Source organism: Soehngenia saccharolytica DSM 12858 (assembly GCF_059568515.1).
In genome coordinates, this window is sequence record NZ_JCANTN010000007.1 from 1 (window position 1) to 16,724 (window position 16,724).

14 protein-coding genes, 7 tRNA genes and 1 pseudogene are annotated in these 16,724 nt (G+C 33.3%); 21 read left to right on the top strand and 1 reads right to left on the bottom strand.

Annotated elements, in window-relative coordinates:
* From BO51_RS03110 to yihA, 19 genes and pseudogenes are all read left to right on the top strand, one after another.
* Positions 1 to 137 (top strand): annotated as a pseudogene (locus tag BO51_RS03110) (IS110 family transposase); the annotation flags it as partial.
* A 308-nt stretch (positions 138 to 445) separates the two neighbouring features.
* A complete protein-coding gene (locus BO51_RS03115) occupies positions 446 to 952 on the top strand; it encodes a GNAT family N-acetyltransferase (protein ID WP_496483887.1) in 507 nt (168 codons plus the stop codon).
* A gap of 23 nt (positions 953 to 975) precedes the next feature.
* The gene (locus BO51_RS03120) at positions 976 to 2,145 is read left to right on the top strand and encodes an AI-2E family transporter (RefSeq protein WP_496483889.1); all 1,170 of its coding nucleotides are present in this window, start codon (positions 976 to 978) and stop codon (positions 2,143 to 2,145) included.
* Between the two features lie 6 nt (positions 2,146 to 2,151).
* Positions 2,152 to 2,766, top strand: coding sequence for a DNA-3-methyladenine glycosylase family protein (locus BO51_RS03125; protein WP_496483891.1), 615 nt, complete (start codon positions 2,152 to 2,154; stop codon positions 2,764 to 2,766).
* Positions 2,767 to 2,974: 208 nt separating this feature from the next.
* Positions 2,975 to 3,048, top strand: a tRNA-Gly gene (locus BO51_RS03130).
* An 11-nt stretch (positions 3,049 to 3,059) separates the two neighbouring features.
* A tRNA-His gene (locus tag BO51_RS03135) sits at positions 3,060 to 3,136 on the top strand.
* Between the two features lie 5 nt (positions 3,137 to 3,141).
* A tRNA-Lys gene (locus tag BO51_RS03140) sits at positions 3,142 to 3,217 on the top strand.
* A gap of 6 nt (positions 3,218 to 3,223) precedes the next feature.
* Positions 3,224 to 3,299, top strand: a tRNA-Lys gene (locus BO51_RS03145).
* 3 nt (positions 3,300 to 3,302) lie between these two features.
* Positions 3,303 to 3,386, top strand: a tRNA-Leu gene (locus tag BO51_RS03150).
* A gap of 87 nt (positions 3,387 to 3,473) precedes the next feature.
* A tRNA-Arg gene (locus BO51_RS03155) sits at positions 3,474 to 3,550 on the top strand.
* A gap of 79 nt (positions 3,551 to 3,629) precedes the next feature.
* Positions 3,630 to 4,964 carry a CCA tRNA nucleotidyltransferase gene (locus BO51_RS03160; protein ID WP_496483893.1) on the top strand — a complete coding sequence of 445 codons (1,335 nt, stop codon included), beginning with the start codon at positions 3,630 to 3,632 and terminating at the stop codon, positions 4,962 to 4,964.
* 20 nt (positions 4,965 to 4,984) lie between these two features.
* Positions 4,985 to 6,328 carry a phosphoglucosamine mutase gene (gene glmM / locus BO51_RS03165; protein ID WP_496483895.1) on the top strand — a complete coding sequence of 448 codons (1,344 nt, stop codon included), beginning with the start codon at positions 4,985 to 4,987 and terminating at the stop codon, positions 6,326 to 6,328.
* Positions 6,329 to 6,343: 15 nt separating this feature from the next.
* Complete coding sequence (locus BO51_RS03170) at positions 6,344 to 7,207, top strand: DegV family protein (protein ID WP_496483897.1); 864 nt, start codon at positions 6,344 to 6,346, stop codon at positions 7,205 to 7,207.
* A 236-nt stretch (positions 7,208 to 7,443) separates the two neighbouring features.
* Positions 7,444 to 7,527: transfer RNA gene (locus tag BO51_RS03175), tRNA-Leu, on the top strand.
* A gap of 124 nt (positions 7,528 to 7,651) precedes the next feature.
* Complete coding sequence (gene tig / locus BO51_RS03180) at positions 7,652 to 8,953, top strand: trigger factor (RefSeq protein ID WP_496483899.1); 1,302 nt, start codon at positions 7,652 to 7,654, stop codon at positions 8,951 to 8,953.
* A gap of 2 nt (positions 8,954 to 8,955) precedes the next feature.
* Positions 8,956 to 9,540 (top strand): ATP-dependent Clp endopeptidase proteolytic subunit ClpP, encoded by a 585-nt coding sequence (gene clpP, locus BO51_RS03185; RefSeq protein ID WP_496483901.1) that lies wholly within the window; start codon positions 8,956 to 8,958, stop codon positions 9,538 to 9,540.
* Positions 9,541 to 9,550: 10 nt separating this feature from the next.
* Positions 9,551 to 10,825, top strand: a complete 1,275-nt coding sequence (gene clpX, locus BO51_RS03190) for an ATP-dependent Clp protease ATP-binding subunit ClpX (RefSeq protein WP_496483903.1) — start codon at positions 9,551 to 9,553, stop codon at positions 10,823 to 10,825.
* A gap of 47 nt (positions 10,826 to 10,872) precedes the next feature.
* Positions 10,873 to 13,233 carry an endopeptidase La gene (gene lon, locus BO51_RS03195; RefSeq protein ID WP_496483905.1) on the top strand — a complete coding sequence of 787 codons (2,361 nt, stop codon included), beginning with the start codon at positions 10,873 to 10,875 and terminating at the stop codon, positions 13,231 to 13,233.
* Positions 13,220 to 13,801, top strand: a complete 582-nt coding sequence (gene yihA / locus BO51_RS03200) for a ribosome biogenesis GTP-binding protein YihA/YsxC (RefSeq protein WP_496483907.1) — start codon at positions 13,220 to 13,222, stop codon at positions 13,799 to 13,801. The genes lon and yihA overlap by 14 nt, the downstream gene beginning before the upstream one ends.
* 36 nt (positions 13,802 to 13,837) lie before the next feature.
* On the opposite strand, the gene rd is transcribed toward yihA, so the two are convergent.
* Positions 13,838 to 13,996, bottom strand: coding sequence for a rubredoxin (gene rd / locus BO51_RS03205; protein WP_135270866.1), 159 nt, complete (start codon positions 13,994 to 13,996; stop codon positions 13,838 to 13,840).
* Between the two features lie 148 nt (positions 13,997 to 14,144).
* Between rd and BO51_RS03210 the strand changes: the two genes are divergently transcribed.
* Positions 14,145 to 14,534 carry an ATP-binding protein gene (locus tag BO51_RS03210; RefSeq protein ID WP_496483910.1) on the top strand — a complete coding sequence of 130 codons (390 nt, stop codon included), beginning with the start codon at positions 14,145 to 14,147 and terminating at the stop codon, positions 14,532 to 14,534.
* A 358-nt stretch (positions 14,535 to 14,892) separates the two neighbouring features.
* Positions 14,893 to 16,707 carry a translational GTPase TypA gene (gene typA / locus BO51_RS03215; RefSeq protein ID WP_496483912.1) on the top strand — a complete coding sequence of 605 codons (1,815 nt, stop codon included), beginning with the start codon at positions 14,893 to 14,895 and terminating at the stop codon, positions 16,705 to 16,707.
* Positions 16,708 to 16,724: the final 17 nt, after the last annotated feature.

Below are 16,724 nucleotides of genomic sequence, written 5' to 3' on the forward strand. Positions count from 1 at the left end.
AAAAGGTTGCATTAGGTGCTGTAATGAGAAAATTAGTAAATATTATATTCGCCGTCATGAGAGACAAAAAGCCTTTTGAGCTAAGAACCCCAGAAGAGCATGAGGAACTACTTCTTACTAGGTCTTCAGTAGCCTAATGATCTGTATTTAATGTTTAGTTTTCAAAGAACAATTTTAAATAACAGCTTCGTTTTTTAAACCAATAATCATTGGTTTATTAGGTGTGCATTTTTTTATTATTAATTTTTCAAAAAATATTTAATATTATTTTGCTAAAATCTATTGACTTTAATTAGCTGGTCTTTTTTTCTTGATGCTTAATCTATTAAATAATTACCCTAAAATATGGATAAAAAACAATTAAAAGATTTGTACAATTCGTATGCAACTGTATGATATAATCAGAATATAATTTTAATAATTTTAATTACTGGAGTGTGATTCCATGAATGAACTAGTACCTACTAAAGTTGAAGGCCTATACATAAGAAAAGCTACCAGAGAAGATGTACCTTTGATTTTAAGGTTTATTAAGGAGTTAGCTGATTATGAGAAAATGCTTGATCAAGTGGTTGCAACTGAGGAAATAATTGAGGACTCCATATTCAACAGAAATAAAGCAGAAGTCGTATTTGCAGTTTACAATGGGGAAGAAGTAGGATTTGCATTGTATTTTAACAATTTTTCAACTTTTTTAGGCAAACCTGGATTGTATTTAGAAGATCTATATGTAAGAGAAGAAATGAGAGGAAAGGGAATTGGGAAAACACTACTAGCTTATTTAGCAAAGAAAGCAGTTGAAGAAGATTGTGGAAGATTCGAGTGGTGGTGCTTGGATTGGAACAAACCATCAATTGATTTTTATTTGAAACTAGGAGCAATACCCATGGATGAATGGACAGTTTATAGAATGTGCGGCGATGCATTAGTTCAATTGTCAAGGGAATTCTAAATATTTTATATCTGGAGGATAAAATGAAGATAGAGTGGAATAAAAAATATACAACTATTTCTGTATATTCCATCATTGTTGTGTTTATCAGCATTGTTTTTTACATATTAATATCTGAATTTGGTGTATTCTTAGCTTGGTTAAATAGATATATAAAAGTATTTGAACCGTTTACTATAGGATTTACTATCGCTTATTTAGCTAATTTCATAGTAGATTTTACTGAAAGGAAAATGTTTGATAAATTGTTTAATCAACAAAAGAAAAAGAATGTCAAGAGAATAATGAGCATATTGCTCTCGTATCTATTACTGTTCTCTGGATTATTTTTGTTTATCTATCTCGTTTTACCTCAATTGATAAATTCTGTAACTGGAGCAGTATACACTGTTATTGACAATTATGATTCATTGTCTAAAAGTATAGTTGATTATATAAACAAACTAAATATATCGCAGTCATATATCGAGGACATTGTCTTAAAATGGAATAATTTCGTTGATAACTTAATAAATACTATCACCAATTCGTTGCCGTTGATAGGTTCTTATGCAGGCAAATTATTCTCAAGCATATGGAATATTGTATTAGGGATTATCATATCTATCTATATGCTGATTGACAAAGAAAGATTTTCTATGCTGATTAAAAAACTTGATTTTAGCATATTCTCAAAGGAAAGAGCGATGAGAAATATTGAATTGGCAAAAAGAGCAGATAATATATTTGGCAGGTTCTTAGTTGGAAAGATAATTGATTCGATAATAATTGCTATAATAACGTATATTGTTTTAATCGTTACAAAAATGCCATATTCGCTGTTGATATCATTTATAATTGGGGTAACAAATATCATTCCTTTTTTTGGACCGTTCATTGGAGCAATCCCATCATTTTTCATAATATTATTTGTTTCTCCAATAAAAGCAGTATGGTTTTTAGTTATTATATTTGCAATTCAGCAGTTGGATGGCAACCTAATTGGACCGAAAATACTTGGAGATACACTTGGTATATCTGCATTTTGGATATTATTTTCGCTGCTTATATCTGGCGAGATATTTGGATTTATCGGTTTGATCATAGGGGTTCCATTGTTCGTATTCATTTATTCAATCGTCAAAGACAATGTAGAGAAGCGACTTGAGAAAAAAGGCATGCCAGTGGAAACTATTAAATATAAGGAGTATTAGTAAAATATGTATTTTGAGTATGGAAATGAGGAAAAAGAATATTTATCTAAGAAAGATAGTACGATTGGAAAAGCTATTAGCCATTATGGCCATATATACAGAGAAGTAGAAAAAGACATTTTCAAAGCTTTAATAAAAAATATATTAAGTCAGCAAATATCAACTAAAGCATATGAGACTATTTTGAGCAGATTCATAAATCTAACGAATGATTTTGATGATATGAGATTAATGTCGATCGGTGAAGAAGATTTTAAAGAATGCGGAATAAGTAAAAGAAAAGCGGAGTATATAAAGACAATAATAGATCATAAATACATTTATAACTATGACTTTAATTCCCTAAAAGGATTGAATGACGATGAAGTGATAGAGTCTTTGATAAAGTTTCCTGGAATTGGCAAATGGACAGCGCAGATGACTTTAATATTTTCACTTGAAAGAAAAGATGTGTTAGCTTTAGATGATTTTGGAATTAGAAAAGGTCTGTCGATTATGTATCAAGTAAATGTGAATGACAGAAATGCAATGAAGAAATATAAAGATGTATTTACTCCCTATTCTACGATTGCCTCATTTTATATTTGGAGAGTTGCTATGGATAATGAATTTAGTAAATAGCATTATAGAGATTCAAAGAATAATTATTATTAATATCAGTTAAGTATATTGAGAATATTACAATTAAATTTTCAAATTTCTGCTAAAATTTATTTTATATTTGTATTGACAAGCACTAGTCAAATTGTTATACTTATTTAAGTCAGCACAAATTGGATATCGTTTATCGGATGTTAAACTTTTGCTCATCACTGATAATTTACGTTTTGCGGGTGTAGCTCAGTGGTAGAGCACTGGCTTCCCAAGCCAGCTGCGAGGGTTCGATTCCCTTCACCCGCTCCAACAAAAGCATGGTGGGTATGGCCTAGTTGGTTAGGGCGCCAGATTGTGGCTCTGGAGGTCATGGGTTCGAATCCCATTACCCACCCCATAGTTGATCCATTAGCTCAGTCGGCAGAGCACCTGACTTTTAATCAGGGTGTCCCGCGTTCGAGTCGCGGATGGATCACCATTATATGACTCATTAGCTCAGTTGGTAGAGCACCTGACTCTTAATCAGGGTGTCCAGGGTTCGAGTCCCTGATGGGTCACCATATGCGGGAATGGCGGAATTGGCAGACGCGCTAGACTTAGGATCTAGTGTCATTGACGTGGGGGTTCAAGTCCTCTTTCCCGCACCATATTAACCAGAGAATAAATTCTCTGGTTTTTAAATTATTATTTATTGTGATAAATTTGTGATATAATTAAATAAGCATAATTTATTAGCACCCTTAGCTCAGTTGGATAGAGTCGCTGGCTTCGAACCAGTTGGTCGGGGGTTCGAGTCCCTCAGGGTGCACCATTTAAGCCTTATCATTTGTTGATAAGGTTTTTGTTTTATTATATCAATTTTATGCTATACTTAACTAATGGAGGAGAAAATGAATATTTATATTCCCGAATACGTGAATAAAATTTTATATATGTTAGAATCAAATGGCTATCAAGCATATCTTGTTGGTGGCTGTGTGAGGGATCACTTAATAGGCAAAAAACCATCTGATTATGATGTGGCAACGAATGCGACTCCTGAAGAGATAGAAAAAATATTTAGCAGTTTTAAAATTGTAGATATAGGCAAAAGGTTTGGAACGATAACAGTCGTCATGGAAGAAGGCCAAGTTGAAGTGACGACATTTAGAGCAGAAGAGCAATATATCAAAGGCAGAAAGCCAAGTGATGTGAAATATATATCGAGCCTAATAGAAGATCTCAAAAGAAGAGATTTTACAATAAATGCAATTGCATATAACCCAAAAACTGGTATTATAGATCCGTTTGACGGTGTAAATGACTTAAGATTAAAAACGATAAGATGTGTTGGAGACCCAAATGAAAGATTAAAAGAGGATTATTTAAGGATACTTAGAGCTGTTAGATTTGCAACACAGCTAGGATTTACAATAGATGTGCGGACGGCGAATGCATGTGCTAAATTTTCTAGCAAATTAAAGGATATAAGCAAAGAGAGAATAAGAGATGAATTTATTAAAATTCTTCTTTCAGACAAACCATCTTATGGCATTAGACTTATGAAGGACCTCGGAATTTTGCAGGTTATTTTGCCTGAAATGATTCCTGCTATAGGATTTGATCAGAGAAATCCACATCACGACTTAACTGTCTTTGGACACACATTAGAGGTTTTGGATAATTCACCTAAAGTGTTGGAAGTAAGGCTTGCGGCATTATTCCATGATATAGGCAAACCCTATACTTTCGAGGTGGATGAGAATGGAATAGGTCATTTCTATGGACATGAAAAAATAAGCGCTGAGATAGCAAAAGAAGTTTTAACTAGACTCAACTTTTCAAATGAACTGATAAAAAACACTTTAGTTTTAATAAGCGGACACATGAATTATGCTAAAGAGTTAAATAAGAAGTATGTAAAAAAGCAACTACAAAAAATTGGCTACGAGAATTTTAACAATTTAATTGAACTCCAAATAGCTGATAAACTGAGTAAAAAAGGAGATAAGGACCTTAGCTATTTTGATGCGAAAAGAAGAATTCTAAGAGAAATTGAGGATGAACCTTATTCGAGAACTCATTTGGCTATTAATGGAGATGATTTAAAAGCACTAGGCATAGTTGAAGGCCCATTAATTGGCGAAATATTAGATTATTTACTCGAGATAGTAATTGAAAACCCAAAGAAAAATAACAAGGGTGAGTTATTAGATATAGTCAAGAAAAAGTACTTGAAAAAATAATTAAAACGGAGGAGGCTAATATGGGGAAATTATTTGGTACTGATGGAGTAAGGGGAGTAGCTAATAAAGACCTTACACCAGAACTAGCATATGAAATTGGGAGAGCTGGAGGATTTGTATTAACTCATGGGAATAGAGGGAAAGTAGTAGTAGGAAAAGATACTAGAGCATCTTCTGATATGCTTGAAGCTGCAATTAGTGCAGGACTTTGTTCTATTGGATTGGATGTAATACAAGTCGGAATAATGCCAACTCCTGCAGTGGCTTATTTGACAAGGAGATATAACGCTTTAGCGGGCGTTGTTATTTCAGCTTCTCACAATCCTTATGAATACAATGGGATTAAATTTTTTAGCTCAGAAGGGTATAAATTGCCCGATGAAATAGAAGATGAGATAGAAGATATTTTATTAAATAATAGGTCGATTGAATTGCGACCTATAAAGAATAGCATTGGAAGAATATACTACGAAAAAGATGCTCCAAGACATTATAAAGAGTTTTTGAAAGAGAAGATAGGAATTGACTTAAAAGGTTTTAAAATTGCCATGGATTGTGGGAATGGAGCATTGTATAAAATAGGACCTGAGATAATCAGAGAATTAAATGGAGAGGTAATAGCGATAAACACTGAACCTGATGGGACAAATATAAATGACAACTGTGGCTCTACTAATCCTCATCTTGCACAACAATTAGTTTTAGACACAAATGCAGATTTAGGTATTTCATTTGATGGCGATGGGGATAGAATAATTGCTATAGATGAAAAGGGCAGGATAATTGATGGAGATCATTTGCTGGCAATATGTGGAAGATTTTTAAAGAAACAAAATTGCCTAAATGAAAATACGATCGTAGGAACTGTCATGAGCAATATGGGACTTGAGGTATTTTTATCACAAAATGGAATGAAGTTGTTGAGAACACCAGTGGGAGACAGGTATATAATTGAAGAAATGAAAAGAGGAAATTATGTGCTAGGAGGGGAACAGTCAGGTCATATAATTTTTATGGACCTAAACACGACTGGAGACGGATTAGCCACGGGTTTGCAATTGTTAAAAATAATGATTGATGAGAAAGAAAAAGCATCGACTTTAAATGATTTGGTAGAAAATTTTCCACAAGTATTAATCAATGCTAAAGTTAAGCCGGAGAATAAAAATAAGTTTTTAGACTTTCCGGAAATACAAATTGCAATTAAAGAGTTGGAGAAAAAGTTCAGTGGAACTGGAAGGGTTCTTATAAGGCCATCTGGAACAGAGCCATTGGTAAGAGTCATGATTGAAGGAAGAGACTATGATTGGATAAAGAAAGAAGCAGAAAGTCTAGCTCTATTAATTGAAGATATATTATTATAGAATAGGAGAATGAATATGATGATTGTAGCAGATTCGAGCTGCGATGTTAACGAGCAATTACTAGAATCAATTAATATTAAAGAAATTGAAGAAAAAATCAATGACAAATTAGCAATAGATTTTGTGCCATTTAAAATATATGTAGACGGAGTTGAATTCATAGACGACGAAAATTTAAATAAAAACGAATTTGTCAATGCTATGAAGAATAGTCCAAACCCAATAAGAACTTCTTGTCCATCGCCTGGTGATTTTTTAAATTCATTTATGAAGAGCACTACATCTTTTGCCATTACAATATCTAAAGAGTTGTCCGGAGCATATAATGCTGCCATGACAGCTAAAGATATTGCATTGGAGCAAAAAGACAAGTTTATACATGTATTTAACTCTAAATCAGCTAGTGCTGGTGAGGTATTGGTGCTTTTAAAGCTCGTAGAAGAAATAAAAAAAGGCATATCTAACCTTGAAATAGTTGAAAATGTCGAGAAGTATATAGCTGAAATGAAAACCTATTTTATTTCTGAAGACTTGGGAAACTTAATAAAAAATGGAAGAATGTCAAAGGTAACTGGATTAGTTGCAAATATCTTAAACATTAAACTCATAATGAAAGCTAATGAATTCGGAGAAATAGAGTTGGCAGAGAAAGCAAGAGGAGTAGGAAAGGCATTTAAAAGACTGGCAGAGATAATAGAAAATACAAATGTCAATTTTTCAGATAGAATAGCAGTGATTTCACATGCGAATGCATTTGACAAAGCCTTAGGATTAAAAGACAGTCTAAAAAAACTAAAATTTAAGGACATTATTATTGTCGAAACTAATGGATTATCAACATCATATGTGAATGATGGCGGAGTGATAATCAGCTTTTAGAAACAGTTGTTAACTAAACTGTTTAGTTTTTGTAGTATTGCCTAGATTATACAAAATTTGCCTGTTTTTATTTTGACATAAGTTTGCAAGACTAAATTAGACTGCAAAGCAAAAAGGGGTCTAATTTAGTTTTACAATTAATGTTTTCTAGAAAAATAATGCATATTTTTGATATGCTGTTGACAAAATAACATTAAATGCTATAATTATAAAGGCAGGCAAATTTTATGCATTATGCGGGAATGGCGGAATTGGCAGACGCGCTAGACTTAGGATCTAGTGTCATTGACGTGGGGGTTCGAATCCTCTTTCCCGCACCAGAATCAACCAGTGGTATCGGCCATTGGTTTTTTTATATACTGTCTGTTTATATTAAAATTTTGTCAGTTGTGATATAATAAAACGATGAAATTAAAGCAAAAAATTATCATAGGGGGTTCATTAATGAAATTAGATTATGTAAAAAAAGAAAAAAATACCGTATATTTCGACGCTCAGTTTACTCCTGAAGAGTTTGAAGAAGCTGTACAAAAGGCTTATGTTGCTAATAGATCAAGATTTAACATACCAGGTTTTAGAAAAGGGAAAGCACCTAGACAACTTATCGAATTGAATTATGGCAAAGAAATCTTCTATGAAGACGCTATTAATGAGCTTTTACCAGATGCATATTCAAAAGCTATAGAAGAATTCAAATTAGAACCAGTAGATAGACCAGACGTAGATATTGATGATATAGAGAAAGACAAACCAGTAATTGCCAAATTTAGCGTAGAAGTAAAACCAGAAGTTAAATTAGGTGATTACAGCAGCATTGAAATTGAAAAAACTGACTACACTGTCACTGAAGAAATGATAAATGCAGAACTTGAAAGAGTTAGAGACATGAATGCAAGGATTATAGATGCTGGAGACAGAGAAATCGCAGATGGAGATATATTGACCATCGACTTTGAAGGATTTATTGACGGAGAGGCATTTGAAGGTGGAAGTGCTGAAGATCAAACACTCGAAATTGGTTCTGGACAATTTATTCCTGGATTTGAAGAAGGATTGATTGGAAAGAAAAAGGGAGAAGAAGTTGAAATAAATGTTAAGTTCCCAGAAGACTATTTTGAAGAATCTTTAAGAGGAAAAGATGCAACCTTTAAAGTGACAATAAAAGAAGTTAAATATAAGGAATTGCCAGAACTTGATGATGAGTTTGCTATGGATGTAAGCGAATTTGATACATTAGAAGAATACAAGCAAAGCATCAAAGAAGAATTAGAGAAATCATTAAAGGAACAAGAAAATATTGATATTGAGAACAAGATTGTTGAAAAATTAGTTGAGATATCTGAATTTGAAATACCAGAAGCTATGATTGAAGCTCAAATAGATTCTGAATTAGACAACTTTGATTACAGAATGAAAATGCAAGGCTTTAGCCTTGAAAAATATCTAGAGCTAACTAATATGACTATTGAGCAAATGAGAGAGAGCTTTAGAGAAATAGCAAAGAAAAAAGTAGAAGCCCAACTAGTTTTAGAAGCAGTAGCTAAAAATGAAAATGTTCAAGCAACTGAAGAAGATATACAAAAAGAATTAGAAAAAATAGCTGAATCATATAGCCCTGACAATAAAGAGAAATTCATTGAAGACATGAAAAAAGGAGATTTAAATTTCTTAACCGAGGGTATAATAAATGACAAGGTTTTAGATATGCTCAAAGAAAGAGTCAAATATGTTCAAATGGAGGGATAATCATGGCATTAGTGCCAATAGTTGTTGAACAAACAAATCGTGGAGAGAGGTCGTACGATATATACTCTCGACTATTAAAAGATAGAATTATTATGCTGGGTAATGAGATTAATGATCAAGTAGCTGAGTTAGTTGTAGCTCAGATGCTATTTTTGGAAGCTGAGGATCCAGAGAAGGATATTCAATTGTATATAAATAGCCCTGGTGGATCAGTAAGCGCAGGATTTGCAATTTTTGATACAATGCAATACATTAAGCCGGATGTAGTTACTATTTGCATCGGGAGAGCCGCTAGTATGGGAGCTTTTCTACTAGCAGCAGGTCAAAAAGGGAAGAGATTCGCATTGCCAAATGCTGATATAATGATTCATCAACCGCTTGGAGGAGCACAAGGCCAAGCTGAAGATATAAGAATTCAAGCTGAGAAGATTATTGAAATTAGAGAGAGAATTAATCGAATACTATCTGAAAGAACAGGACAGCCTCTAGAAAGAATCGCTAAAGATACAGATAGAGATTATTACATGAGTGCGTATGAAGCTGTAAAATACGGACTTATAGATGCAGTAATGGAGAAAAGAAATTAGAGGTGATTTAATGGCTAAAATTGATGATAAGCAACTTAGATGTTCATTTTGTGGGAAATCCCAGAATGAAGTCAAGAGGCTTATAGCTGGCCCAAATGTCTATATATGCAATGAATGTGTAGAATTATGTCAAGATATCATTGAAGAAGAATTTGTAGATTATGAATATGACTATGATTTTGAGGATTTGCCAAAGCCATCTAGCATTAAAGCTAGTCTAGATGAATATGTGATCCAACAAGAAAGAGCAAAGAAAGCTTTGGCTGTTGCTGTATATAATCATTACAAGAGAATAAATAAAAAGACAGACAAGAAAGATGACATTGAACTTCAAAAGAGCAATATTTTGCTGATTGGACCGACTGGCTCTGGGAAAACATTATTAGCTCAAACATTGGCAAAGATTTTAAATGTACCTTTTGCGATAGCTGATGCAACTGCTTTAACAGAGGCAGGCTATGTGGGGGAAGATGTAGAAAATATTATTCTTAAACTCATTCAAGCGGCAGATTATGACATTGAAAGAGCTGAGAAGGGAATTATCTATATAGATGAAATTGACAAAATTTCACGAAAGTCTGAAAATCCTTCAATAACAAGAGATGTAAGTGGAGAAGGTGTTCAACAGGCTCTATTAAAGATATTAGAAGGAACAGTTGCCAATGTGCCTCCTCAAGGTGGAAGAAAGCACCCACATCAGGAGTTCATTCAAGTTGATACATCGAATATTTTGTTTATTGTCGGAGGAGCATTCGATGGTTTAGAGAAGATTATCCAATCCAGAGTAGGGAAAAAATCCCTGGGATTTGGTGCTGAAATAAATACAAAAGAGCAAAATATAGCAAAACTATTAAATAAAATTCAACCTGAAGACTTGATAAAATATGGCCTTATACCTGAATTTGTGGGTAGATTGCCTGTAGTTGTAACTTTAGAAGAGTTAAATGAAGAAGCTCTAGTGAGGATTTTAACTGAACCTAAAAATGCTATTGTCAAACAATACAAAGAGCTTTTCAGCATAGATGGAGTTGAACTTGAATTTGAAGACGAAGCTCTAAAAGCAATTGCTAAAAAAGCTATCGAAAGAAAGACTGGTGCTAGAGGTTTAAGAAGCATCATTGAAGAGAAGATGGTGGATATAATGTATGAAATACCTGACAGAGAAGATATTGTCAGATGTATTGTCACAAAAGAAACCATCGAGAATGACCAAGGGCCTACTTTGGTGTTTTCAGAAAAAAAGACTAAAAACAATAAGAAGAGCAACAAAGAATCTGCATCATAAAGGCTCACGAATGTGGGCTTTTATTTTGCTATAAAGAGGTGAACAACTTGGATAAAATATATACAATAGAAGAAAAAACACTTCCCTTAATACCATTAAGAGGTGTATCCATATTTCCATATATGGTAATACATTTTGACGTCGGGAGAGAGAAATCTATACAAGCGCTAGAGTATGCAATGATGAATGACTCAATGATTGTGCTTTCGACTCAAATAGATCCCAAAATTGACGATCCCACTGAGGAAGACTTTTATGATGTAGGGACAATAGCGAATGTAAAGCAAATGTTAAAACTTCCAGGAGGAAGCATAAGAGTTTTAGTAGAGGGATTAAATAGATGCAGAATAAAAGATTGTGTTAAAACTGATCCCTTTTTTGAAGTGATAGTTGACGAGTACATTTACAACCCGGATAAGGTAGAAAAAACTCCTGAAATAGAAGCTGCAATGAGATTGATAATGAGTGATTTAGAGGATTATCTAGCATTAAACCCAAAGTCATCACAAGAGTTGTTGACAACTGTCGAGGACATAGAAGATCCGGGAAGATTTGCAGATGTCATTGCTAGCTACATCTTTTTAAAACAAGAAGATGACCAAGCTATATTGGAAGCATTTGATATATCAGAAAGATTAGAAGTTTTACACAAAATATTGCAAGCTGAAATAGAGCTGTTAAAAATTGAAGATAAGATAAACCAAAGAGTCAGAAAACAAATAAGCAAAGTTCAAAAAGAGTATTATTTGCGAGAACAATTAAAAGCAATTCAAAAAGAGCTAGGGGAAGAAGAAGACTATTCCTCAGAAATCGAAGAGTATAAAGAAAAAATAAGAAAGGCTAAGATGAGTAAAGAAGCAGAAGAGAAAGCTCTTAAAGAAGTTGAAAGATTATCTAAGATGCCTAGCTATTCTGCAGAAGTAGGAGTAATAAGAACCTATATTGATTGGCTTATCGATCTGCCTTGGGCTAAAGAAACAAAGGAAAAGATAGATATAAAGAAAGCAAGACTTATTTTGGATGAGGATCATTTTGGCTTAGATGATGTAAAAGAGAGAATACTAGAGTTTATTGCTGTTAAAAAATTAACAGGAACACTTAAAGGACCAATTCTTTGTTTAGTTGGTCCTCCTGGGGTAGGAAAGACATCAATAGCAAAATCTATCGCAAAAGCTTCAAATAGAAACTTTGTAAGAATGTCATTAGGCGGGGTTAGAGATGAAGCTGAGATAAGAGGGCATAGAAGAACATATGTCGGAAGTATGCCCGGTAGGATAATCTCATCGATAAAAAAATCAGGAAGCAAAAACCCAGTTTTTTTATTAGATGAAGTTGACAAACTGGCAAATGACTTTAGAGGAGATCCTGCGAGCGCATTATTAGAAGTATTAGATCCAGAACAGAACTCAACATTTACTGATCATTATTTAGAAGTTGCTTTTGATTTGTCAAAAGTAATGTTCATAACAACAGCTAATACAACTTCCACAATACCTCAAGCGTTATTAGACAGAATGGAAGTCATTAGAATTAGCGGATATACAGAAGAAGAGAAATATGAGATAGCACGTAGACATCTTATGCCAAAACAATTAAAAGATCACGGACTTACTAAAGACAATCTTTCGATTTCAGAGCAAGCTTTAAGAATGGTAATCAGCAATTATACACGTGAGGCTGGTGTTAGAAATCTAGAAAGAAATATCGCTAATTTATGTAGGAAGGCCGCAAAAAAGATTGTTGAAGAAAAAATCAAGAAAGTATCGATTAACGCCAATAATCTCGACAAATATTTAGGACCACCTAGATTTAGATTTGACACTGTTAAAGACGAAGATTTAGTAGGTGTAGTCAATGGTTTAGCTTGGACTGAGGTTGGCGGGGATACATTGAGCATCGAGGCTATTGTGATGAAAGGGAAAGGCAACATTCAGCTAACTGGCCAATTAGGCGATGTAATGAAAGAGTCTGCCATGGCTGGAATAAGTTATATAAGGGCAAATGCTGAAAAGTTTGGAATAGACCCTTATTTCTATAAAGATTATGACATACACATTCATGTACCTGAAGGAGCAATACCAAAAGATGGGCCGTCAGCAGGTGTAACAATGGCAACTGCAGTAATATCAGCGCTTAAAAATGTAAAGGTCAAAAAAGATGTTGCTATGACTGGTGAAATAACTTTAAGAGGGATTGTACTACCGGTTGGCGGAATCAAGGAGAAAGTTCTTGCAGCACACAGAATGGGAATAAAAACGATTATATTGCCTGAAGACAACAAGATAGATCTAGATGAAATACCTGAAAAGGTTAAAAAGAGCATAAAATTTGTATTTGCTAAGAAATTAGATGAAATATTAGAAATAGCTCTACTTAGCTCAGATGGTGTTAAAGATGAAAGTAAATAAATCGGAATTAGAAAAAATAGCTGTAGATAGAGAACATTATCCTAATGATGAATTGCCTGAAATTGCTTTTGTCGGAAGATCTAACGTTGGAAAGTCTTCATTGATCAATGCTTTGTTAAACAGAAAGAATTTAGCTAGAACTAGCAGCAAACCTGGAAAGACAAGAACAATTAATTTTTATTTAGTGAATGATAAAATTCGATTTGTAGATTTGCCAGGATATGGGTATGCTGAAGTTTCATTTTCAGAAAGAAACAAATGGGCTGACATAATTAATGAGTATCTGATCCATAGAGTAAATTTGAGAGCGATAATAATGATAGTAGATATAAGACATGAGCCAACTGACAATGACTTAATGATGTACGAGTTTTTAAATGCTTATGGTTACACAAATATTGTGGTTGCGACAAAAGCAGATAAAATATCAAAAGGCAAATGGCAAAACAATTTAAAAATCATCAGAAACAAATTAAAGCTTAAAGATGAGACTTTGTTAATTCCTGTATCTTCGGTTGACAAGGCAAATATTGAGAAGCTTTGGGAAGTAATAGATGGGTTGATATAACAGAAAAAGACCAGTATCTAGTACTGGTCTTTAGAATTATTCTTTTTCAAACATATCCTTTGTAGCTCCACAAACAGGACAAACCCAATCATCAGGGAGATCTTCAAAAGCTACACCAGGAGCTATTCCTCCATCTGGATCGCCTTCAGCTGGATCATAAACATAACCGCAAGGACCGCAAACCCATCTTTCCATAAAAACTCTCCTTTCATAATATATTGATTGTTTCAAGCTCATTATATCACAGTTTTCATAAAATTAATATTACAATTTGATTATACCAAGATTATATATGTGAAATATGGGTAAAATACTATTGAATATATAAACGGATGTGGTGAGAATGAACTATATTTATAAGAGTGCAGTTTGCAGTGATTTAGAGAATATAAAATACTTTATAGATAGAACCATAAAGACTTTAAATTACGTAATATCTAATAAAGATGTATTGTTTGACATTAAAGTTATTTTAAATGAATTGATTGTAAATGGTGCATTACATGGCAATGAGTGCATGAAGGATAAATGCGTAAATCTTACCATTACGCTAAATGATAATAAATTAACTATAGAAGTTGAAGATGAGGGCAAGGGAATATCCTATGACTTCGACGAATACAATCCATTTGATTTCAAGTCATGGGGAAGAGGATTAATACTTGTGAAAGGTTTGTCAGATGAGTTTAGAGTTGAAAACAACAGAGCTATATCAATAAAAAAACTATGCTAATATAGATACTTATATGCAATTATATGACAATTTTAATTTTTATTTGTCTTTTATGAAGTCCTTTTATTGTAAATTAAACATATCATGTTTTTGCTCCATAAAAATTAAAGCGCATGAGAGATTTTTATGTCAATCAATATCCCAATTGTTAAAAATCTCACAAAAATTCAATTTTTTCAAATGAGAAAATTTTAATTAGAAATAAGATTTTATCTTATAGAAAAATAAACTTGATCTTTGCCTTAATTAAACCTAGATTTGATAAATTTAGGTTTAAATTATTATATATTTATGGTAAACTATTAAGGTTGAGAAAGAATATAATTTTAAAAGTATTTTTAGGAAGGAAATGTAATATATGAAAAGAGAAGACATTAGAAATATTGCTATAATAGCCCATGTTGATCATGGCAAAACTACATTAGTTGATAGTTTATTGAGACAATCAGGAGTATTTAGACAAAATCAAGTAGTAGAGGAAAGGGTCATGGATTCTAATGACATAGAGAGAGAAAGAGGAATCACTATTTTATCTAAAAATACTGCTGTTATTTACAACGGTACTAAAATAAATATTGTGGACACCCCTGGTCATGCTGATTTTGGTGGAGAGGTAGAGAGAGTTCTTAAAATGGTCAATGGGGTAGTATTGCTTGTTGATGCATTTGAGGGACCAATGCCACAGACAAAGTTTGTGCTAAAGAAAGCATTGGAATTAGAATTACCAGTAATCGTGGCAATTAATAAAATTGATAGACAAGACGCAAGACCTGATGAAGTGATAGATGAAATTTTGGATTTGTTTATAGAATTAGGAGCTAACGACAAACAATTGGAAGCGCCATTTGTATTTATCTCTGCTAAGCAGGGCACAGCTACATTAGATGTAAATGATCCAAAAGAAGACATGAAAGATTTGTTTGAGACCATTATTAACTTTATTCCAGCTCCAGAGGGAGAAGAGAATGGGAAAGGACAAGTTTTAATTTCAACAATAGATTATAACGATTATCAAGGGAGAATTGGCATAGGCAAAATTGAGAGAGGAGAACTAAGAGCAAATCAAGATATCTTCGTTGTCAACTATGCTCACCCAGAAAAGAAAGAAAAAGCAAGAATATCTAAATTATATGAATTTCAAGGGTTAAACAAAGTAGAGATAGAAAGTGCAAAATTCGGGAGTATTGTTGCCATCACAGGTCCTTCGGATATAGAAGTTGGTGATACAATATGCGATGTTGAAGAGGTTGAAGCTTTACCCTTTGTAAAAATATCCGAGCCAACTCTTTCAATGACATTTAGTGTCAATGACAGTCCATTCGCTGGAAGAGAGGGACAGTTTGTTACATCGAGACAACTTAGAAACAGATTGTTCAAAGAATTACAAACTGATGTCAGTTTAAGAGTAGAAGAAACAGATAGCACTGATGCTTTTAAAGTTTCAGGTAGAGGGGAATTGCATCTTTCAGTTTTGATTGAGAACATGAGGCGAGAAGGTTATGAGTTTCAAGTTTCAAAACCAGAAGTTCTTTATAGAATGATCAATGGGAAGAAATACGAACCTATTGAAAGAGTTATAATTGATGTTAGCGCTGAGTTCATAGGTATTGTAATTGAAAAATTAGGGCAGCGAAAAGGTGAAATTGTGAGTATATCAGATAATTCATCAGGGTATTCTAGATTAGAATTTTTGATTCCTGCAAGAGGGCTAATAGGATACAGACAAGAATTCTTAAGCGACACTAAAGGCAATGGCATTTTAAATTCTTTATTTGAAGGGTATGAACCTTACAAAGGTGATATTCCAAAAAGAAAAGTTGGATCATTGATTGCATTTGAGACAGGTGAAGCCACTGCATATGGATTGTATCAGGCTCAAGACAGAGGGACACTCTTTATTACACCTGGTACAGAAGTTTATGAAGGCATGGTTGTAGGTTCAAATCCAAAAGGGCTTGACATAGAAGTAAATGTCACAAGAAAGAAACAACAATCAAATATCAGAGCTGCTGGCTCAGACGAAGCATTAAGACTATCTCCAGCTAAATCATTAAGTTTAGAAGAAGCTCTAGAATTTATTGAAAATGATGAACTAATTGAAGTGACACCTAAGAATTTCAGAATTAGAAAGAGAATATTAGATTCTAATTTAAGATATAAATCAAAGAAGTAATTAATATTTGGGGTGTT